This is a genomic window from Bacteroides sp. 90-K9/2, assembly GCF_047310725.1.
GTDB lineage: Bacteria > Bacteroidota > Bacteroidia > Bacteroidales > Bacteroidaceae > Bacteroides > Bacteroides vicugnae.
This window is the reverse complement of record NZ_JBCGVL010000007.1, coordinates 1-22,715: the sequence shown is the minus strand read 5'-3', so window position 1 is coordinate 22,715 and position 22,715 is coordinate 1. Positions and strand designations below refer to the sequence as shown.

The following is a 22,715-nucleotide window of genomic DNA, read 5'->3' as shown; positions in this document are numbered from 1 at the left end:
ACTACATTTATTAAAAAAATAATAACTCGATTATTTACTCTTATTCATAAACTTAATGGAACAAGAAACATAATACGTTCTTCCCGGAGTCGTTGTTCCTCTATTTCTTCCGAAAGGAACATCATCGACATAGTTGAAAATATTATCAATGCCAGCATCAACCACCAGTGTCCATTTCTTCATCTTAAGCAAAGAATGGGACGTATTCAAGCGCCATAACTGATAAGGAGCCCCATTCCCGTCCGTGATATAATATTTCGTCGAACGATAATTGCCAAAAACACCTATGCCGAGTTTATATTTCTTCCATGAATGTGACCATAAAGCTTTCCATGTAGCACTATTATAAGAAGTAGCGTTGATAGGCATATACTTCATATAATCCTGACTGGTAGGATCATCCGCATACTGGGCTTTCGCATCTACATAACTATACCCGCCGCCTACAGCAAGTGATGGCAGAATCTGATAGTCAAGCGTCACATCGACACCATAAGAACGCGCTCCCGCAAGGTTGTTGTATTTCATCGTCTCTTCCACTTCCAGTATCTTATCTTCGGGAGAAGTAGGAACGACAGTCAATTCAACCATGTTCTTTATTTTATTATAGTATCCTGTGACAGATGCACTCAACTTCTTTCCCTTATATTCCACTCCTGCAGAATAGTAGTTGGAAGTCTGCGGTTTCAGATCTTTATTTCCATAATAGGCTTTCAACTTGCTGCTCATAATGGAAGTGATATAGCCATAATAAAGTTCTTTTACAGTAGGTGCTTTGAACCCATAAGAGTAGGTCGCCCGGAAATTAAAGTCCCCCCATTTGTAGATAGCGGACACTTTAGGAGTCAGTTTCTGTCCGAATTCTTTATGATGTACAAACCTAACGCCACCTGTCAGTATCAAATTAGACACTACTGTCCATTCATCCTGTGCATAGGCGGAAAGAGTGTATACAGAAGCCTGTCCACCCTCCATTCTACTGGGCGCAATAAGTTTATCCCACATATATTCTACTCCGGTATTCAGTATATTCTGTTCCCCCAGATGAAATACCCCTTTGGCAAGTGCCAGAAGCTTGCGCTGTGAAGTCTGCAGGATACTCATTCCGGGATAATACGTCAACCGTTTGGGAGGGACACTCTCATCAAAATCATCTGTCGTTTCTATTTGAGTATAGTCAAAGTAATAATTATAATGATCGTAAGAGACATCAAGTGTCAGATAATCCCTCTCACCCAGTTGATACTTTGCACCCGCCGCATAACTTTGATTACGGTACTGATAATCATATCGATTGTACTGATAAGGACCGAAAGGACGTTTAATCCATTTCTGATAAAATGAAACATCAGCAGTAAGTGAAAGCTGACTATTTACGTTATACTCAAGATTCTCTGCAATTGTATAATTGGTTGATCGGCTAACCGTTTTCGACACACTACCGTCCATCAGATCATAATGATGCCATTCCTTATCGGTATTTCTCCAACCATCCGTATGTTTTATATTGAAAGAAGTAGTCGAATTCAACTTTCCGTGTTTGATGCCAACGCTGTTACTCTGCGTTATATCGCCATTACATCCTACCCTCGTTTTATTGGTTACATTGAATGGATCACGATTCTTTTTGGTAATAATATTAATAACACCAGCTATAGCATCACTTCCATAGAGAGATGATGAAGCTCCCTTCACTATTTCAATACGTTCGATATTATCGGGATTAATCATCGCTAAGTCGTTCTGTCCACCGATATCCCCATTCATACGTTTTCCGTTAATCAAGATAAGGATATAATCATTGTTCATTCCATTCAGCTGAATATTACTGCCCATATCCCCCAAGCTAAAATTGAGAGAAGCGCACAAACCACCCAGCATTTCTTCCAGTCCACGACCCGCATACTGTTCGAGCATTTTGCCGGAAATCACTTCCGTCTGTACAGGCGCATCTTTCAGATAGTGTTCCGTTCCCGTACCTGTCACCACTATTTCAGGAATCGAATCCTGCATGGCAACATTGCTCTGTGCACTTACCTCTGTGGATAAAGACAACAAAACAAGTCCTGCTAACCATATTTGTCTCATTCGTTTCATCTACCTTTTATTATCATTAAAGAGAAATAAGGAAATTCCCTTGCCAATATATCTTTCTTATCACACGTATAAAATTCCCCGTCCGCTCCCACATTCTCGAAATAATGACAGACAAGTCCTTCCTCCAAACTTATAAAATGCTTCACTTCCTCCTCACACTGCGATAGTTTCATCACTACCGCCACTTCATTACCGGAAGCAATCCGGCTGAACAGTTCCCTGTCCACTTTTCCCGGACACACCGTCAACCGTTCTTCTTGTTCCACAATAGAAAGACCGATGGAAGCCGCCGCTGCAATAAACGCCGGAACACCGGCAATCTGCTTGATAGGTATTCCCGCTTTCTTGAGCCTTCCGACCAAATAACTGGTAGAAGAATAAAAACCTGCATCTCCTTCAGCCACTATCGCCACACATAAACCTTCCGAATACAGGCTGACTATTTCTTCAAAAACCTTATCGTAAGCCTCATAAGCCATCTCACGCTTCTTACTCATCGGCAATGTATAGCGTCTGATAGATTCTTTCTTTATCTTCAATTCTTTCAGAAGAACAGAAGACCGGGAACGCGCATTTGTTTTCGGGCAAAAAATAGCATTTGCCCGACATAGCGTAGCACCTCCTATCAAAGAGATAAGCCCCGCTTCACCCGGACCTAAAGAAACGATATATACCGGTTTCAAATCTTCCATCTTTCTTATCGATTATTTCTTATCCTTATTTTCTAAAACGAATCGTCAGGCTCGCATAGAAAGCTCTTCCCGGCGTAATGGTCGAATAAGGTTTCTTCGTATTCCAGGGACGGTCGTCCACCCAGTCGAACAGGTTCTCAACACCCAGTCCGGCATTCAGAATGAAATATTTCAGATTGAATGTATGTCCTGTATTCAAATCCCAAAGCATAAAACCGGATGAATCATAATCATACGTTTCGGAATATCTCTTTCCCTGTCCGCGACCAACCATATTGATGTTCAGTCCATACAATCCCCAGTTCTTAGACCATTGCGCATTTACGTTTCCTGCATACTTGACACTTTTGTCAATCGGTTTGTCCGTTATCAGATTTCTTGCATCCAACAGCGTATAGCCGGCTCCCAGATTGAATCCAAGTCCCAGGTAAGCATTTGCATTTACATTCACCCCTTTGATTCTCACTTTATCGATGTTGTCACGCTGGCGCACTTCATCATAATCACCATATTGCGCAGCTTCTTCATCGCTCAAAGTACGGTAATTAATCATATCCGTCACATTATTTACAAAAGCCGTTGCTGATACGGAAAAACGGGAATGAGTATATTCCAGATTCAATGAGAAGTTTTTGCTTTCTTCCGGTTTCAGTTCGAGATTTCCGATAGTATAGCGATTGGTAGTCTTTGCCAGATCCGTAGCATAAATTTCAGAAAGTGTAGGCGTGCGGAAACCTGTTGCAAAAGACAATCGGCCACGGAAACCACCCTCCCTATACATAATAGAAGCTGTCGGAGTGAAGTGATCTTCAAATGTTTCATTATAAATGTAACGCAATCCCACTACTGCTTGCAGAGATTCGGCAATCGTCCACTCATCCTGCGCATATAAAGCCATGGTGTAGAGCGTCTTATTAGAGATATTATCCGATTCACTTTCCAGCTTTTCATCCAGATATTCCAATCCGGCAGACAGTTTGTTCTTGCTGTTCACCTTGATAATACTCTTCACATTCCCCCGGTAAAAATATTGTTTCTTACGGGTTTCCTTATCTCCAATCTTAAAGTCACCGCTTTCCTGAATATAGTCATAAGCCGATTTGTAATTGTCCGAATAGAAATCGGCATCGATATATGCTTTCTTATTCACAATATACTTCATACCGAAACCATACGTATAATTCTCATGATACATATTATATTTATATTCCGTTACCGGACGGTCATTCAGGAAATTATAGTACGAACCCTGTGCATACAGCGTTGTCTTATGATTCAGAGAATAAGAGAAACTCTGGTTGACCGTATTCGAATGATAACCGGTGAAAGCCTGTTTATCGGTAGGATCCAGTTTCACTTCCCCTTTTTTATTCACCGTTTCGGTCATCGGATGAAGTTTCCAGCCATCCGACTGTTGGCGTTGGTAAGAAGTATACGATGAAAGTTTGCCAACATTCAAATCCAGATTCACAGCTTCCGAAAAACGTCCGTGGTCACTCACCTTGGTAGTGCTCGATGCATCAATCTTATTTTTGCTGTCATCCGTAATGATATTAATAACTCCGCCAATGGCGTCACTACCATACAGCGCGGATGCCGAACCGTTCAGTATTTCAATTCGTTTCACATTTGCCATGTTGATGCGCATCAATGCATCATCGCCAATCAGTTTCCTTCCGTTCACCAATACAAGGATATAATCGCTATTCAAGCCATTAAGCACCATTTCCGTTCCCATACCGTTGGTAGAAAAAGAAAAGTTAGAAGTGAGCTTGGTAAGAGCCTCCTCAAGATTCGTAACATTGGCCTCCTTGATATCTTTGGCAGTCAATACATTTACCGGAATGGGACTATCCACCATCCGGCGATGTGTTCCGGTTCCGGTCACTACCACCTGGTTTAGATTGTTATGACTTTCCGTCATACGTATCACGACGTCATTTACACTCTTCGAAGTAGAATACCGTTGCGGTTCATAATTGAGGTGAGACACTTGCAGAGTCTGTTTGCCATCCGGCAATCCCTTGATTATAAACTCTCCTTTTGTATTCGTAGTTCCACCCTGCAGACTATGGTCCACCCGAATATTCGCTCCGACAACAGGCTCTCCGGTTTCAGAATTCAACACACGTCCCTTGATCGTAACCTGAGCGGACACAACACAACATACACCGACCAACATGGTGGTCAAAATAAGTTTTTTCAACATTTTGTGATTATACTTAAATTTCTATAGTTTATGTTCTTAGCCCCGAGAACAAGTTAACTATTGTTTCTTCCTTAGGCAGGTTTCCTGACTTCATCCTGAAAGTTCGCCTTCCCGTGCATCCGGCACAGTGGCAGTAGTAAAACTTTCAATAGATGGATGTTACAGTAGCGGGCACTGCTCCGGATTCACACCGGATTCCCTTTTATGTTCAATCGGACGATTGAAAACATCACCTAAAGTGCCGCAAAATTACTACATTTAATTTGGATCTCATAACATATCTAAAAATATTTTCAGTAATACGAAATTTACACGACCTCTCAAGGAAAGAAACTGATTATTATTGTACTTTTGCAACATTACCCAATTAATTATTTTCAGGATGGAAAAGAGCGTTCAGACAGCAATTATTTTAATCTCCGAGTCAAGTCTGCCCATAGCCAGAAATATAAGCAGAGAGTTAGCAGAATCCGCCATATACCTCAAGGGAGAAGCAGAGGGATGCGAAACAATCACCTCGTACAGCGGGTTTATGAAAGAACATTTTTCCGATTTTAAAGCAATCGTTTTTATCGGTGCACTCGGCATCTGCGTGAGAAGTATTGCTTCCTGCATCCGGAACAAATATGCCGATCCGGCAGTGATTAACGTTGACAGTACCGGACGTTTCGTTATCTCCGTACTGTCCGGACATATCGGAGGCGGCAATGAACTGACACGAATCGTTGCGGGAATCACCGGAGGGGAAGCCATCGTCACCACCCAAAGTGATAATCAACAGTTGTGGGCGCTGGATACGTTTACCTCCCGTTACGGATGGAAAACTTCGGCAACACCGGCTTCCATGAATCAGGCTATTTTTCAGTTTGTGAATAAACACAAGACAGCCCTGCTTCTTAGTGTCAAAGATAAAGGAACGGACGAACTTGAACAGAGTTGTCCGGAACATACAGATATCTATTATAGATTGGAAGAAATACCGCTAGCCGAATACCAATTGCTCATCACTGTTGGTCCGTGGGAATATGACGCTCCTATCCCGACACTGCAGTTCTATCCGCCCGTGCTTCATATCGGGGTAGGCTGTAAAAAAGAATGTTCTCCACAGGGAGTCTGCACTTATATAAAAGATGAATTATTGCGACACCATCTTTCTCCGCTCGCAGTGAAAAGCATCTCAACGATTGAACTGAAAAAGGACGAACCACTGATTGCAGAATTACATACGCAGTTCTCAAACAGCGAACTACATATTTATAAAGCAGAAGAACTGGCAGATATCAGCGTTCCGAATCCCTCCGAAAAAGTGAAGGAAGTGACAAGCGTTGATGGGGTGGCCGAAAGTTCTGCTATCCGTGCCTCCGATTACGGCAGATTGCTGATGGAAAAGCAAAAAGGGATATTATCCGAAGGAAATAATTTCACCTTTGCCGTAGCACTTTCTGCTGATAGTGACCGCAACAACGGGCATATCGAGATTGTGGGAGCCGGTCCGGGCGACCCGGAATTGATTTCTGTAAGAGGCAAGAGAATGCTGGAAAAGGCAGACCTCATTCTTTATGCCGGCAGTCTGGTGCCACGCGAACTGACGTATTACGCCAAACCGGGCGCTACAGTCAGAAGCTCGGCAGACATGACATTGGAGGAACAATTCACCCTCATGAAGTCTTTCTATGACAAGGGATTGTTTGTGGTACGTCTCCACACAGGTGACCCGTGTATTTACGGAGCTATTGCCGAACAGATGGCATTCTTCGACCAATACGGAATGAGGTATCACATCACTCCCGGCATTTCTTCTTTTCAGGCCGCAGCAGCCGCCCTCAAATCACAGTTCACCATTCCTGAAGAAGTGCAAAGCATTATCCTCACACGTGGAGAGGGTCGGACACCGATGCCCGAGAAAGAAAAACTTCATTTGCTGGCGCGCTCGCAAAGCACGATGTGCATCTATCTAAGTGCTGCTATTGTGGAGCAGGTACAGGAAGAACTCTTGCAAGCCTACTCTCCCGAAACGCCCGTAGCTGCCTGCTACAAACTCACTTGGAAAGAAGAAAAGATATATCGCGGCAAGCTGAAAGATCTTGCTCAAATTGTCCGTGACAACCATCTGACTCTTACTACCCTGCTTGTAATCGGTAATGCCATCGACCACCGGGAGGGATTATCCAGACTATATGCTGATGAATTCAAACATCTTTTCCGCCCATGATACTGATTTTCGGAGGAACGACGGAGGGACGCACTGCCGCTGAAACCCTCGATGAAGCAGGACAACCCTTTTATTATTCCACACGTGGCACCCTTCAGGAAGTCACGTGCAGAAATATGACGCGACTGACCGGCAACATGGATTCAGAAAAAATCATTTCTTTCTGCCGTGAACACGACATCCGATTAATAATAGATGCCGCCCATCCATTTGCGCAACAACTCCACCAGAATATCTTCCTCGCGGCAAAAGAATTAACGATCAAGGTAGTGCGCCTGGAGCGTATCTATCCGGAATTATCGGAGGAAATCATTTGGTGTGATGACTTCGAAGGCTCCGTCGCCCGTATGAAACAGGACGGTATAGAGAAACTACTGGCTCTCACCGGCACTCAAACTATTGCCAAGCTACAAGGTTTCTGGAAAGAGCATGACTGTATCTTTCGGGTTCTGGAACGGTCGGAATCCGTAGATATTGCCATAAAGGCAGGATTCCCCAAAAAAAAACTGATTTTCTATCAACCCGAAGAAGATGAATCACTCCTTTTTAAGCAACTTTCCCCGCAAGCGATTATCACGAAAGAAAGCGGCAGTTCGGGAGGCTTCATCGAAAAAATAGAAGCTGCTCTGAAAAACGGAATCAAAATTTATGTGGTCCGCCGTCCTCCCCTGCCCGAGGGTTTTATTACAGTAAATGGGAAATACGGATTGAGACGGGCTGTTGAACTAAATGTACCGGGATTTTATGCCCTAAGAAGTGGATTCACTACCGGAACCTGCGCAACAGCCGCAGCCAAAGCCGCTTTACTTGCATTGACAGAAGAATGTTTTGAAGAAAAAACGGAAGTGACATTACCGGATGGAGAAAGGGTCGTCCTACCTATATATAAGGTAGAAAAAACGGATGAGAATACCGCTACTGCCAGTGTCATCAAAGATGCCGGAGATGACCCGGACGTTACCCACGGACATCAGATTGTAGCCACTGTATCTTTTTCCGATTCTCCCGGCATACATTTCCTGCAAGGAAAAGGGGTGGGAAAAGTCACACTTCCCGGATTGGGATTAGCCGTCGGTGAACCTGCCATTAATTCGACTCCCCGGAAAATGATCGTCAATGAGCTATCCTTACTTTATGGAGGAGGGCTGGACGTAACTATCAGCGTTCCCGAAGGAGAAGCACTGGCTCTGAAAACATTCAACCCGAAATTGGGAATTATTGGAGGAATCTCCATTATCGGAACTTCGGGTATTGTGAAACCTTTTTCTTCGGAAGCATTCGTTGATGCCATACGCAAGGAAGTGGAAGTGGCCTATGCAGTTAATACGGAACGATTGGTTATCAATTCCGGAGCCAAAAGTGAGAAATTTGTCCGGAGCCTCTATCCGAATCTTCCTCCACAGGCTTTCGTCCATTACGGAAACTTTATCGGAGAGACATTAAAAATAGCAGCAGAGACTGGTTTTCAAAAGGTAAGCATGGGGATTATGATAGGAAAAGCGGTAAAACTAGCAGAAGGACACTTGGATACTCACAGCAAGAAAGTGGTAATGAACAAAGACTTTTTAAAAGAAATCGCAGTCCAGTGTGGCTGCTCGAATGAGACTTTATCTTTGATTGAACAAATGACACTCGCCCGCGAACTGTGGGGAATACCAAACAGACATGATAAAGAGGCTCTGCTCGGCAAGTTAGTGCAATTATGCCTTATGCATTGCACACCACTTTTCCCCAAAGGAGAACTCACCCTTTTATGGATCAATGAGACTGGGGAGATTTCCTATCAAATTCACTCTACCTTGTTATAAATCTATTATTGACAGGCTTATTTCAGCACAGTTATGAACTAAACAAGTCATAAAATTTAGGCACGGATTACGCGGATTACACGGTAGCTTTGCGCACTCACTACGCTAAAACCGTGAAATCCGTGTAATCCGTGCCTAAAAAGAATCATAAGCATTTGATTCATTTCCGAACAAAAATGAGCCGAAATATAATCCTAGGATCTTCTACTAGAGAATTAAAAAGTAAAAATTTGCTGTCACCTGTCACATATTTGTATTTAAACTTCTGATAATGAATGAATAGCGGTGTGACAGCAGCATATGACAGCACAGTGACAGCACTTTTGCTGTCACACCTTTTATCCCACGATTCTTTCTTCTCTTTCTTTTCTCTTTCTTGAAAATCACAACCTGTATAGCTTCATATTTCTTAGCCGCAGGAAAACATTCGTTTTCATACCTTCAAACCATTGGTTTCATAGGCTTGAAACTCTAGTTCCACAGGTTTGAAACCCTAGTTCCAATTACTTGAAACCATTGGTTTATTACCTATGAAACTCTAGTTTTTCTTTGTTGGAACCAGAGTTTCAGACAAAGGAAACTAACTTGGAACTTACTTCTTAGAGAGAGAGTGAGAAGAGGTGACAGCAGAAATGCCGTCACCGTGCTGTCACATGCTTCCGTCACGCCATAACCCATTCACTGTTAGAAGTTTAAGCACAAACATGTGACAGGTGACAGCAATTTTTTACTTTTTAATTTTATAGTGGAGTATGAAGAGATTATATTTCGGCTCATTTCCATACAGTTTAGAGGATTTTTTGAATCAACTATATCTGCTATTCACCAGATAACCGGACACCAGCTTGAGTAATACTTCAATATCATCCGCTTTTCGAACTTCATTCTCCGGCAAATGCAACAAAAATCCTTCCGTCTGAAGATTACCTGTTTCTATGTAAACATCAGATTCAATCTCACGCCCTGCCAGAATTCCATTTCGCAAAAGAGCTTTCCTGACCATCGCATACTTTTGGCCATGCCCTTCAAGACGCATCTTTACAGAATATTCATTGTTGATTTTAAATAGTCCCGTATTTTGGTCGAACATGATTCCTTTACGGGAAAAGAAGTTACTTAATGTACCATTCAGTGACAAGTCTTCAGGAGTTCCGATAGTCACACCGTTTTCTTTATCCATCATCCAGACTTTATCGGCAATCTGTAAAGCCAATTCCAAATCATGGGTACTCATGAAAATCGTTTTCCCCGTATCGCGGGATAACCGATGCAACAGTTGCATCATCTCCACTTTACTTGGAAAATCAAGGAAAGCAGTCGGTTCATCCAGGAAAATCACAGGTGTTTCCTGCGCCAACGCTTTGGCAATCATTACCTTTTGTTTTTCTCCGTCACTCAACGTATGCATCATCCGGCCGGTTAGCATCTCTATCCCCACACCGGCTATCGCACGGGAAACAATTTCTTTATCTCCTTTCTTCAATACTCCCCAAAAACCGGTATAAGGACTTCTTCCTAACGCTACCATCTCTTCCACAATCATATTACGCAAGTCGCACTTTTCTGTCAGCACCACACTGATGACTTTCGACATATCCGCATCGGAATATTTCTCAACCTCTTTATTCATGATCCGGATCTCTCCCGACAATTTCGGTAGGAAACCGGACAGTGTATGCAACAAAGTGGACTTTCCCGCTCCATTGGCTCCAAGCAGACAAGTGAGTTCGCCAGCATAAATACTGGCATTTATATCACGGGCTACGATATGCGTTTTATGCTTTCCTTTATAGCCTGTGACCAGGTTCCTGATAGTTATGGTTTCTTGCTCTTGCATGTTAAGTTTCTCCCTGTTCTGATTATCATTCATTTACCTCTCCCTTACGCTTACGGAACAATACCGACACTACCACCGGCGCACCGACCAAAGCTGTGACGGAGTTGACCGGCAAAGCACCTTCAAACCCCGGCATACGGGCTATCAGATTACACAATAACGCCATTGCCGCCCCTACCAGTAAAGAAGAAGGCATCAATATCCGATGGTCGGAAGTACGGAACAAAGCACGGCAAAGATGCGGCACAGCCAGTCCCAGAAAAACAATCGGTCCACAATAAGCCGTAACAATCGCCACCAAAGCTCCGGAACAGGAGATTACCAACAAACGGGCACGTTTGATATTCAAGCCCAGATTTCGCGCATAACTGTCTCCAAGCAACAACAGATTCAATGTCTTAATCAACAGAAAAGAGAGTGGAAGAAGTACAGCCATTGTGGAAAGAAATGGGAATAACTGGTCACCGGAAATACGGGAAAAGCTTCCTAATCCCCAAATGACATACGCGCGAATATCTTCTTCAACGCTGAAAAACTTCAAGACTCCAATCACAGCATTGGCTACATAACCAATCATCACACCGATAATCAACAGAGTCACATTTCCTTTTACTTTCTGTGAGGCGAAAGCAATAAGCGCCATGATAGACAATGCTCCTGCAATAGCGGCAACCGTCAGTGCCAATTCACCAATCAGCCCCAGACTGCTCAACGCCACTCCTCCAAGACTGCCTGACAATAAAACGACAAAAGCCACTCCCATACTCGCTCCGGAACTAATCCCCAACACTGAAGGCCCTGCCAATGGGTTTCTGAAAACTGTCTGCATCTGCAATCCGCTGACGGACAACCCTGCTCCGGCAACCAACGCAGTGACTGCCTGGGGCATTCTCGATTTCCAGATGATATTCGTCCAGATGTGGTTCTCATGATCTCCCCACAGGCAAATATCCCATACGGCACGAAACGGTATAGATACAGAACCCAATACGAGATTCAGGAAGAAAAGAAAAAAAATCAATCCAACCAACAGAAGCATCAACAACCAGACAGGAGTTTTCATACCCTTCTCATTTTAAAAGCTCATAAAAAACGGGAGTATATTCCGGTAGCAGTTCCGGATGAAATACTTTAATCAAATCTTTCAGCAGCACTTCCGGATGAGTGGGAACATTCTCATAATAAGGTTTCTCCTTGAGATTGCAATAAATCACTCCTTTATCTTTGAATGCCCGGAAATCTGCATACCGGGAATCCTGCGCTTTCAAGGCGTCGTAAGTGAACGTGCCGTTATGGCTATTCAATATCCGCCAATAATCAGCACTTTCCGCGCGACTGTAAACAGTCTCAAAGTCTAAAGTCACTCCACCTGTATTCGGATCATCTTTTAGGAAATAATCGGCACCGGCATCCCTGAAAAGTTGTGCGAGGAAATTGCGTCCTCCTACGGCATACCAGTTGCCGCCACGCAGCTCACCACTAAAAACAACCGGCATTTTCTCAATCTTTGCCGTCAGCTGTTTCAATGTATTATATTCAGTCTTAATCGAATCGAAGATCGCATTTGCTTTCTCCTCTTCTCCAATCAGCAGACCGATAAACTTAATCCATTCTGCCTGCCCGAGGGGAGAATTCTCTTTATATCCCAAATGCGGAATCAAAGGAATACCTACCTCTTTCAATGCGTCATATCCTCCCCGTTTGAAAGGAGAAATCAGAATCAGATCGGGATTCATGGAGATAATGACTTCATTATCAAAGTTCCCCTCTATCCCTATCTTACGAATTTTCTTCTCTTTCAACCGGCGTTTTACTTCCTCATTAAACAAATGGCGGGTACTTGTGATACCTACCACATGATCCAGCTCATCCAGTTTTATAAAATTGGACAGCTGCAACGAAGTCATACAAATGATATTCTTAATCGGAACGGGCTGCACTACATAATCAGCGGATACTTTATTTTTCGCAAAGGCTTCCTTATCCCTGACAAACGCATACTGATAAATTTCCCCTTTACCTTTTTCTTTCTGCGGGTCCTGAATGGTCACCAGACATCCTCCCTCTACATATTGCACTTCGAAACCTTCAGCATATTCCGGAAGAATGCTCCGGGAGGAATCAGAGGTGCTAACCGCCACTCCGACTGCCTGCGCATTGTTTTTACTCTTCTGTCCACAAGAAACAAGAAATAACAAAAGGCAAACAACCGACCAGTATTTTCCTTTCAGCCGCATACTATTATATCTGCTCATATTTTATCTATAAGATTAATCTTCAGATTATTCAAGTATTTCTCGAACCTTACTCCCGGAAAGTATCGAAAACTTCATTCTGGCAGGTCTTCTGACTTGCTCCATTTTCCTGACGCCCTTCCCGCCTCTTCATGATCGAGACAGTGGATTTGAGTATTGCAGGAAAACTTCAGCGGGGCTTACAGCAGCGGGTCTGTTCAGGATTTTCACCTGATTCCCTTTTCACCACTCTTTCCGTAGCATCGGAAAAGTGACACCAAAATTCACCTTGCAAAGATACATAAATAGGAATGATTTCGGAGAAAATGCAATAAAAAAAGAAAGAATATCTCCAAAGATACTTATCTTTGCCCCACAATGTCAATCTTCAGACACCGAAAATTATTTATTCATTTAAAAGATACACGAATAAAGATGAAATCTCCTATTTCAATCCTCATATGGCTATGTCTTCTCTTCCTGACTAGTTGTATATCCAACAAGAAGACTTCTCTCGAGGCTTTCAAACAGGATGTCTATACACCTGAATATGCTACCGGATTCAAGATTCTGGGTGCGGACAATGCCGCCAGCACACTTATTCAGGTTTCCAATCCATGGCAGGGAGCCAAGGACGTAAAAATGTCTTATTTCATTTCACGCAACGGTGAACAGGCACCTGCCGGATTCAACGGACCTACCATCCCTGCCGGAGCGAAACGTATCGTATGCATGGCTTCTTCCTACATCGCTATGTTCGACGCTCTAGGACAAGTGGACAAAATTGTCGGAGTATCGGGCATCGACTATGTATCAAACCCATATATTCTTGCACATAAAAATTCTATCAAGGACATGGGTCCCGAAATGAATTATGAATTATTATTGGGACTGAAACCGGATGTTGTCCTGCTATACGGTATCGGAGATGCGCAAACTGCCGTAACAGACAAACTGAAAGAACTGTCTATACCTTATATGTATGTAGGAGAATATTTGGAGGAATCACCGCTTGGTAAAGCCGAATGGCTGGTAGCTCTTGCCGAATTAACAGACAGCAGGGAAAAAGGCATCGAAATATTCCGTGAAATCCCTAAACGTTATCAAGTTTTGAAAGCGCTCACCGAATCGGTAGAGCAACGTCCTACCGTTATGTTCAATACCCCGTGGAACGACAGTTGGGTGATGCCTTCCACACAAAGTTACATGGCACAATTGGTAACTGATGCAGGTGCGGATTACATCTACAAAGAAAACACTTCTAACAGTTCCACTCCCATCGGACTGGAAACGGCTTACAAACTGATACAAAAGGCCGATTACTGGATTAATGTAGGCATGGCTTCTACGTTGGATGAACTAAAGACGGTCAATCCTAAATTCGCAGATGCCAAGGCAGTACGCGAAAAAACTGTTTACAACAACAATTTACGAACAACGCCGACAGGAGGCAATGACTACTGGGAATCTGCAGTGGTACGTCCCGACATCGTATTGCGTGACCTGATTCATATCTTTCACCCCGAACTCGTATCCGATTCACTTTACTATTACAGACATCTGGAATGAAACAACCTGATAAACGTACTCCCTTTTTATTCATTACACTGGGTATAGTTGCCATACTGTTATTACTGATAGATATGGCAACGGGAGATACATATATTCCAATCACCAAGGTATGGACTGTACTCACAGGAGGCGAATGTGATGAAATGACACGCAATATTCTCCTTTCTATCCGCTTCATACGGGTAGTGGTAGCGGCTTTGATAGGAATAGCACTCTCCGTTAGTGGTTTACAGATGCAAACAGTATTCCAGAATCCGTTGGCAGACCCTTACCTGCTGGGAGTAAGTTCCGGTGCAGGACTGGGCGTAGCTCTGTTCATACTAGGTGCTCCATTACTTGGATGGGCGGAGTTTCCAATTCTTCAGTCACTAGGTATCGTTGGTTCGGGCTGGATAGGAACTGCTGTAATCTTATTGGGAGTAGCCATTATCAGCCGGAAAGTAAAAAACATTCTCGGTGTACTGATTATGGGAGTTATGATAGGTTATGTGGCAGGCGCCATTATCCAGATTCTGCAATACCTAAGTTCTGCCGAACAACTGAAAATGTTCACACTCTGGTCAATGGGATCTCTTAGCCATATCACAGCCACCCAACTGGGAATTATGCTACCTATGCTATGTATCGGCTTACTGATTTCCGTAGCCTGTATCAAATCGCTGAACCTGCTACTGCTCGGTGAAAACTATGCACGAACGATGGGAATGAACATAAAACGTTCACGCACGTTCATCTTTGTTTCTACCGCACTGCTGACAGGAACGGTCACCGCTTTCTGTGGTCCGGTAGGATTTATCGGTCTGGCAGTACCGCACGTCACACGACTGCTGTTCAACAATGCCGACCACCGGATACTTGTCCCCGGCACCATGCTGACAGGACTTATCAGTATGCTTCTCTGCGACATCATCGCCAAGAAATTCCAGCTTCCGGTTAACTGCATCACCGCCTTGCTAGGTGTTCCGGTTATTTTATGGGTAATCACCAAAAACTTGCGTAGATTCAAATGATAGAGCTTAAAGAACTGACATTAGGATATGGACAGCGCACGCTGTTGGAAACCGTAAATACCCGAATCACGGGCGGACAACTCGTCGCCCTGCTGGGACGTAACGGGACGGGAAAAAGTACCCTGCTCCGTGCTATGATGGGATTGGAAAAGCCTCAATCAGGAGAAATTACTCTGCAAGGAAAAAACATAGCTTCATTGAAACCGGAAAAATTAGCCCGGAATATCAGCTTTGTCACCACCGATAAAGTACGCATCGCCAATCTCCGCTGTAAAGATGTAGTAGCTTTAGGACGTGCTCCCTACACCAACTGGATCGGTCAACTGCAACCGGAAGACCAAAAGCGAGTGGACGACGCTATGCAGCTAGTCGGTATGTCCGGTTATGCAGAAAAGACAATGGACAAAATGTCCGATGGCGAATGTCAGCGAATCATGATTGCCCGTGCTCTTGCACAGGATACTCCCGTCATCCTGCTTGATGAGCCGACCGCCTTTCTGGACTTACCCAACCGCTACGAGCTCTGTTTACTTTTAAAGAAACTGGCACAGGACGAGGGCAAATGCATCTTGTTCTCCACTCATGACCTCGACATCGCCTTATCGCTCTGCGACTCCATCATGCTCATAGATAATCCGCAGATGTACACACTACCTACTCAGGAAATGGTGACCAGCGGACATATTGAAAGACTTTTCCGCAATGAATCAGTCACGTTCGATGCGCAGGAGATGAGAGTACGCATCAAATAAACAAACAGATATCCGACAAGAATCAGACTGTGTATAAAATAAATAGGTAGCATTCATTTGGGTTCTATATAAATTCGCTATCTTTGCCCCCGAATTGGTTTCAGATAGCCATATCAACTATCTGAATTAAAAGGGAATCGGGTGTAAATCCCGGACAGTCCCGCTGCTGTGAAACTCTATTCAACTTCTTGATATTTACTTTTACCACTGACCGGGTATGATAGATAGTCAAGGTCGGGAAGGAATCAGGAAGGGAGTCAGTCAGAAGACCTGCCATTCATACCTTAATAGCTGTTTTTACTCGTGGGATAGGAAAACGGCAGACTGTAAAAAAAATAATCGGGTAGTCATGACATCGGAAATGATTGAAGGAGGATAAATTCTCTCTAGCTAAAATATCAAAAGGACGGCATTAAACCGTCATGCTCAATGTGTGCGTATCCCCGCAGAAGTGATTTCTCCGGGGGTACTTTTAGCCAAACTAAATATCATCATATAATAATCACAATGGAAGTTCTAAGAAATTTATTTGAAGGTTACCCCAATCTTTGGGGCGGCGGAGTGGCACACTCCGTACTGATTCTGTCACTAACCATAGCGTTTGGAATCATCCTTGCAAAAATCAAAGTGCGGGGAGTATCTCTGGGAGTTACCTGGATACTCTTTGTCGGAATCGTATTCGGTCATTTCAACATGAATCTGGACGAACACCTGCTCCACTTTCTGAAAGAATTCGGATTGATTCTGTTTGTTTACTCAATTGGCCTGCAAGTGGGACCCGGCTTTTTTTCGGCATTCAAAAAGGGTGGCTTCACCTTGAATATGCTGGCCATGCTGGTAGTAGTATTAGGAGTAACCATTACTATCATCCTGCACTTCACCACCGGAACTCCGATTACCACAATGGTAGGTATTCTGTCCGGAGCCGTCACCAACACTCCGGGACTGGGAGCCGCACAACAGGCCAACAGTGATTTGAATGGTATAGACGCTCCCGAAATTGCTTTAGGATATGCTGTCAGTTATCCGCTGGGTGTAGTAGGTATCATCCTCTCACTGCTTGCTTTGAAATATCTCCTGCGCATCAATACTGCTCAAGAAGAAAAAGATGCAGAAGTCGGTCTGGGACATCTTCAGGAACTTACTGTACGCCCTATCTCCATCGAGGTGAGAAACGAATCGGTAGACGGTATCAAGATTAAAGAACTCCGCCCGTTACTGAACCGTAAATTTGTCATTTCCCGCATCAAACACCGCGAAGGTGGAGAAACCGAATTGGTTAATTCCGAGACAACCCTACATGTAGGGGATATCATATTAGTGATCTCTACCCCGATTGACGTGGAAGCAATCACTGTATTCTTCGGAAAGGAAATCAAAATGGAATGGGAACAACTGAACAAAGAACTCATTTCACGCCGTATCCTGATTACTAAACCGGAATTGAACGGGAAAACACTCTCACAACTCAAAATCAGAAATAACTTCGGAGCAAACATCACCCGCGTCAATCGTTCGGGAGTAGACTTGGTAGCTTCTCCACAATTACAGTTACAAATGGGAGACCGTGTCACCATTGTAGGTTCCGAACTGGCTGTTGCTCATGCAGAGAAAGTACTTGGCAACTCCATGAAACGCTTGAATCACCCGAACCTGATTCCTATCTTTATAGGTATCGCTTTAGGATGTATCCTGGGAAGTCTTCCTTTCGCATTTCCCGGAATCCCGCAACCTGTGAAACTAGGACTGGCAGGCGGTCCGCTCATCGTTTCTATCCTGATTAGCCGTTTCGGTCCGAAATACAAGTTGATTACTTATACCACCATGAGTGCCAACCTGATGCTTCGTGAAATCGGTATTTCCATCTTCCTCGCCTGCGTAGGTTTGGGAGCAGGCGAAGGCTTTGTAGACACAGTCATTCATGGCGGAGGATATGTATGGGTAGGCTACGGAGTCATTATAACCATCCTGCCACTTCTGATTACAGGATTGATAGGACGATATTATTGCAAGCTGAATTATTTCACGCTTATCGGTGTTCTGGCAGGTTCTACCACCAATCCGCCGGCATTGGCTTACTCCAATGACCTGACCTCTTGTGATGCTCCTGCCGTTGGTTACGCTACAGTCTATCCGCTCACCATGTTCCTGCGAGTATTGACGGCACAAATATTGATTCTGTCGTTGGGATAACATATTAATATATCCTTTTTCCATCCAATTGATTATTAACAAATGGGGAAAACAGAATCAGATGCCGGAATATTTGTTATTGGTCAGCGGAATATTTTTTTAGAATAAAACAAACTAATTAATAAAAACTTTCTAACTTTGTGCCGTTAAGGTTTCCTTAAACAACTTTTGCGTTGTTAAGGAATTAAAAGGGAATGCCGTGTAAACCGGCAACAGAACCTGCTGCTGTAAATCTCCGCTCCTTGTAATCAGAGAGCAAAATTGCAACACGAAAGTCACTGGATAGTTTATCTGGGAAGGCGTTGCAAAATGGGATGAGTCAGAAGACCTGCCTTGATGCTCAGATTTACACCTGCGGGATTTCGGGTAGTAGTCAAATAGAAAATAAGCAATTATCTTTTATTTGGTATAATAGCTATATGTCCGTTTGTGTAGATTGAATTCAGATCTGAACAAACGGATTTTTTATACCTATAAAATAAAAGACATGCTTTCTATTCAAGTCCATTCATACAATAAGCATTGTATCCATTTACGGTGGATATTATGTTTGATTCTATCTCTATTTACCACATTACCGGCCATTTCCCAGTCCAGGGTCCGGCATCAGACTTCTCTGTCTGATACACTTCTCAAACTCAAAGAAGTTACTATCTACAGCAACCGGATGCAAAAAAAGATGTCTCCTGTGCAGATTCTGTCCGGCAAAGAACTTGAGAAGCTCAATGTTTACTCCGTTGCTGATGCTTTGCGCTACTTTTCCGGAGTACAGATAAAAGATTACGGAGGTATTGGAGGACTAAAAACCGTCAATATACGAAGTATGGGCAGTCATCATGTCGGAGTATTTTATGATGGTATTGAATTAGGAAATGCGCAAAATGGAGTCGTCGATCTAGGCCGGTTTTCATTAGATAATATGGAAGTCATTTCACTGTATAATGGTCAAAAAAGTGCCATCTTCCAACCTGCCAAAGATTATAGTTCCGCAAGTGCCATATATATGCAGACACGAAAACCCATATTCAACGGGGAAAAGAAAAACAATCTGAACATCGGGGTGAAAGGCGGTTCATTCTCCACCATCAATCCGTCACTACTTTGGGAACACCGTTTCAACGAACGAATAAGCAGCTCCATCAGTACGGAGTATATGTATACATCAGGACGATATAAATTCACATACGCCAAGAAAGATGGCTACGACACAACAGCTGTTCGTCAAAATGGAGACGTAAGAATGTTACGTTTGGAGAATGCATTCTTCGGAAAAGTCCCCAAAGGAGAATGGAAAGCCAAAGCATACCTATACAATTCGGAACGGGGATACCCCGGAGCTGCGGTAAGAGAAGAATCGGGTAAGTTTCGCCATCAGGACCGGCAGTGGGATACCAATCTGTTTGTGCAAGGCTCTTTTCAAAACTATTTTAAGCCTTGGTACAGTCTGCTAGCCAACGGAAAATATGCTTATGACTATCTCCACTATTTATCCGATCCCAGACTGGATGTCACCACCATGTATGTAGACAATCACTACCGACAGCAAGAAATCTATGCTTCGGCCGCCCATTTATTCACCATCTATCCCTGGTGGAGTATGTCATTATCCAACGATTTTCAATGGAATACATTACGGGCCGATCTCATCGATTTTGTCTATCCAACCCGTAATACAATCCTGACTTCTGCTGCCACGTCCTTTGACTTCAACCGCCTCATGTTGCAGGCGAGCCTGTTATATACTCATGTCGACGACAATACACGTACCAAAGGAGCCAATGCAGGCACCAAAAACAAATACACTCCGTCTGTCATAGCCACCTGGCAACCATTGCCCAAGCTCCCTCTGAATGTACGGGCCTTTTATAAGAAAGTCTTTCGCATGCCGACTCTCAATGATTTGTATTATACTTTTATCGGCAATAAGGACTTAAAACCAGAATATACCACCCAATACGATGTGGGTATCACTTTCTCTCACACCTGGAATAACCATTGGCTGAAAAGCCTGGACTTACAAATAGATGGTTACTATAATGAAGTAGATGATAAAATCATTGCCATGCCTACCTCCAACCAGTTCCGTTGGACTATGATTAATCTCGGACATGTGGAAATTCGGGGATTAGACGCAGCCATACGAGGAGAATGGGGCTTCGGAAAGGTGGAACTTAGCACTCTCTTCAATTACACCTATCAAAAGGCACAGGATTTTACCGATCCTACCAGTGAATGGTATGGAGGCCAGATTCCTTATATACCTTGGCATGGAGGTTCCATCATCCTCAATGGAAGTTACCAAACATGGTCCTGTAACTATAGTTTCATTTATACAGGTGAACGTTATGAAGCAGTCGCCAATATCCCGGAGAACTACGCACAGCCCTGGTATACCCACGATTTTTCCCTATCCAAAACTTTTCAATGGGGGAAAACGGGAATACGTGTAACGGCAGAAATTAATAATATCTTCAATCAGCAATATGAAGTAGTGCAATGCTATCCTATGCCCGGTACAAGTTTTAAAATCAAATTAAACGTCATGTTATGAGAATATCTGTTCTATCCATCCTTATCTGTTTTGTTCTTCTGTCGACTTCTTGTCGCGAAGATGAACGCATTATTCCGTCAACTCCCAACCAAGTTACCCCCGGAGTAAGCGGTACCTCTGTCAAAGGTTTCTTTCTACTCAATGAAGGAAATATGGGAAGCAACAAGGCTACCCTTGATTATTTTGATTACGAAACCGGTATCTATCATAAGAATATCTATGCGGAACGGAACCCGGGAGTCGTACAAGAATTGGGGGATGTGGGAAATGATATCCAAATCTATGGAAATAAGTTATATGCCATCATCAACTGTTCTCATTTCGTAGAAGTGATGAATGTAGAAACAGCAAAACACATCACGCAAATTTCCATACCTAATTGCCGTTATATCGTCTTTAAAGATAAATATGCATACGTCAGTTCGTATGCAGGCCCTGTCAAAATAGATCCCAACGCCAGACTGGGGTATGTAGCACGTGTTGACACTACCACACTGACTGTCAAGGATACCTGTGTGGTCGGTTACCAGCCGGAAGAAATGGTGATTGTGGGCAACAAACTCTATGTAGCCAACTCCGGCGGGTATCGCGTACCTAATTATGACCGCACGGTATCCGTCATCGACTTGAACACATTCAAAGTTATCAAAACCATTGATGTGGGAATCAATTTGCATAGAATGGAATTAGACCAATACGGAAATATTTATGTCTCATCCCGGGGAGATTATTATGACACTTACTCCGAAACATTTGTAATAGATTCCAATACCGATAAAGTAATTGAAGAATTACCGCTTCTTCCCAATACAGAAATGGCTATTTGCAGAGATTCACTGTATGTATACAGTACAGAATGGAGTTATTACACCAACAGTTGGACAGTCTCTTACGCTATTTATAATACAAAAACAAAGAAAACTGATACCCGCAATTTTATTACAGATGGTACGGAAAAATCTATCAAGATACCTTATGGAATAGCAATCAATCCGGAAACAGGTGAATTCTTCGTCACCGATGCCAAAGACTATGTGACTCCCGGCACATTATATTGTTTCTCCCGGGATGGAAAAAAGAAATGGTCAGTCATCACGGGGGACATTCCGGCACATATTGCCTTTACAGATAAGAAACTAAAAGAGATTCAATAATTCATATCACTATTACTAATTAAAAACAAAAGCAATGAAGAAAATTCTATTTTTACTGCTCACTGTCGTTACGGTATGCAGTTGCTACAATGACGATGATCTCTGGGATAAAGTCAATGATCTCGACGGACGAGTAGAAACACTAGAAACAACAGTCAAGAAAATGAACTCTGAAATTACAACTTTACAGAGTTTGGTAGACGCATTAAATCAAGGGAAAGTAATCACCAACACGGAACAGACATCTGATGGCTACACACTGACCTTCAATGACGGAAGCAAAGTATCTATCAAAAATGGAACAAATGGTACAGATGCTCCCATGACAGGAGTTACACCTGTTACTCTCAATTTGTGTTCTGCATCCGGTAGCCATTCTGTAGTACCGTTGGTA

The 22,715-nt window shown here is 43.2% G+C and carries 15 protein-coding genes and 4 riboswitches; of the genes, 9 read left to right on the top strand and 6 right to left on the bottom strand.

Features of this window, described 5'->3' with window-relative positions:
- Positions 1–30 precede the first annotated feature (30 nt).
- From AAHJ11_RS15975 to AAHJ11_RS15965, 3 genes are read right to left on the bottom strand one after another with little or no spacing between them, the layout of a single operon-like run.
- Positions 31–2,088 (bottom strand): TonB-dependent receptor plug domain-containing protein, encoded by a 2,058-nt coding sequence (locus tag AAHJ11_RS15975; protein WP_148365163.1) that lies wholly within the window; start codon positions 2,086–2,088, stop codon positions 31–33.
- Positions 2,089–2,093: 5 nt separating this feature from the next.
- On the bottom strand, positions 2,094–2,789 hold the full coding sequence (locus AAHJ11_RS15970) for a precorrin-2 C(20)-methyltransferase (RefSeq protein ID WP_320975148.1): 696 nt from the start codon (positions 2,787–2,789) through the stop codon (positions 2,094–2,096).
- A gap of 25 nt (positions 2,790–2,814) precedes the next feature.
- A complete protein-coding gene (locus AAHJ11_RS15965; RefSeq protein ID WP_148365165.1) occupies positions 2,815–4,998 on the bottom strand; it encodes a TonB-dependent receptor in 2,184 nt (727 codons plus the stop codon).
- Positions 4,999–5,054: 56 nt separating this feature from the next.
- Positions 5,055–5,250: riboswitch (cobalamin riboswitch) on the bottom strand.
- Between the two features lie 130 nt (positions 5,251–5,380).
- Between AAHJ11_RS15965 and cobM the strand changes: the two genes are divergently transcribed.
- Both cobM and cbiD read left to right on the top strand, forming a co-directional pair.
- Positions 5,381–7,210, top strand: coding sequence for a precorrin-4 C(11)-methyltransferase (gene cobM / locus AAHJ11_RS15960; protein ID WP_320975147.1), 1,830 nt, complete (start codon positions 5,381–5,383; stop codon positions 7,208–7,210).
- Positions 7,207–9,018, top strand: coding sequence for a cobalt-precorrin-5B (C(1))-methyltransferase CbiD (gene cbiD / locus AAHJ11_RS15955; RefSeq protein ID WP_413579817.1), 1,812 nt, complete (start codon positions 7,207–7,209; stop codon positions 9,016–9,018). Before cobM ends, cbiD begins: the two co-directional genes overlap by 4 nt.
- Positions 9,019–9,823: 805 nt before the next feature.
- On the opposite strand, the gene AAHJ11_RS15950 is transcribed toward cbiD, so the two are convergent.
- The 3 genes from AAHJ11_RS15950 to AAHJ11_RS15940 are packed head-to-tail and all read right to left on the bottom strand — an operon-like array spanning position 9,824 to position 13,110.
- On the bottom strand, positions 9,824–10,855 hold the full coding sequence (locus AAHJ11_RS15950) for an ABC transporter ATP-binding protein (protein WP_297284566.1): 1,032 nt from the start codon (positions 10,853–10,855) through the stop codon (positions 9,824–9,826).
- Between the two features lie 25 nt (positions 10,856–10,880).
- Positions 10,881–11,918: a FecCD family ABC transporter permease gene (locus tag AAHJ11_RS15945; RefSeq protein WP_148365169.1), complete on the bottom strand. Its 1,038-nt coding sequence runs from the start codon at positions 11,916–11,918 to the stop codon at positions 10,881–10,883.
- A 7-nt stretch (positions 11,919–11,925) separates the two neighbouring features.
- Positions 11,926–13,110 (bottom strand): ABC transporter substrate-binding protein, encoded by a 1,185-nt coding sequence (locus tag AAHJ11_RS15940; RefSeq protein ID WP_413579816.1) that lies wholly within the window; start codon positions 13,108–13,110, stop codon positions 11,926–11,928.
- 63 nt (positions 13,111–13,173) lie between these two features.
- Positions 13,174–13,386: riboswitch (cobalamin riboswitch) on the bottom strand.
- Positions 13,387–13,524: 138 nt separating this feature from the next.
- On the opposite strand from AAHJ11_RS15940, the gene AAHJ11_RS15935 reads away from it, so the two are divergent.
- From AAHJ11_RS15935 to AAHJ11_RS15905, 7 genes are all read left to right on the top strand, one after another.
- Positions 13,525–14,658, top strand: coding sequence for an ABC transporter substrate-binding protein (locus AAHJ11_RS15935; RefSeq protein WP_320975145.1), 1,134 nt, complete (start codon positions 13,525–13,527; stop codon positions 14,656–14,658).
- Positions 14,655–15,671 carry a FecCD family ABC transporter permease gene (locus AAHJ11_RS15930; protein ID WP_074637528.1) on the top strand — a complete coding sequence of 339 codons (1,017 nt, stop codon included), beginning with the start codon at positions 14,655–14,657 and terminating at the stop codon, positions 15,669–15,671. The genes AAHJ11_RS15935 and AAHJ11_RS15930 overlap by 4 nt, the downstream gene beginning before the upstream one ends.
- The gene (locus AAHJ11_RS15925) at positions 15,668–16,423 is read left to right on the top strand and encodes an ABC transporter ATP-binding protein (protein WP_148365171.1); all 756 of its coding nucleotides are present in this window, start codon (positions 15,668–15,670) and stop codon (positions 16,421–16,423) included. The genes AAHJ11_RS15930 and AAHJ11_RS15925 overlap by 4 nt, the downstream gene beginning before the upstream one ends.
- 78 nt (positions 16,424–16,501) lie before the next feature.
- A riboswitch (cobalamin riboswitch) is annotated at positions 16,502–16,716 on the top strand.
- Between the two features lie 214 nt (positions 16,717–16,930).
- On the top strand, positions 16,931–18,616 hold the full coding sequence (locus AAHJ11_RS15920) for a putative transporter (protein ID WP_217723646.1): 1,686 nt from the start codon (positions 16,931–16,933) through the stop codon (positions 18,614–18,616).
- A gap of 132 nt (positions 18,617–18,748) precedes the next feature.
- Positions 18,749–18,967: riboswitch (cobalamin riboswitch) on the top strand.
- Positions 18,968–19,103: 136 nt separating this feature from the next.
- Positions 19,104–21,167: a TonB-dependent receptor gene (locus AAHJ11_RS15915; RefSeq protein ID WP_413579814.1), complete on the top strand. Its 2,064-nt coding sequence runs from the start codon at positions 19,104–19,106 to the stop codon at positions 21,165–21,167.
- Positions 21,164–22,321: a DUF5074 domain-containing protein gene (locus AAHJ11_RS15910; protein WP_148365174.1), complete on the top strand. Its 1,158-nt coding sequence runs from the start codon at positions 21,164–21,166 to the stop codon at positions 22,319–22,321. The genes AAHJ11_RS15915 and AAHJ11_RS15910 overlap by 4 nt, the downstream gene beginning before the upstream one ends.
- Positions 22,322–22,355: 34 nt before the next feature.
- Positions 22,356–22,715 (top strand): PL29 family lyase N-terminal domain-containing protein (locus tag AAHJ11_RS15905; protein WP_413579812.1); only part of this gene is annotated, 360 nt, incomplete at its 3' end.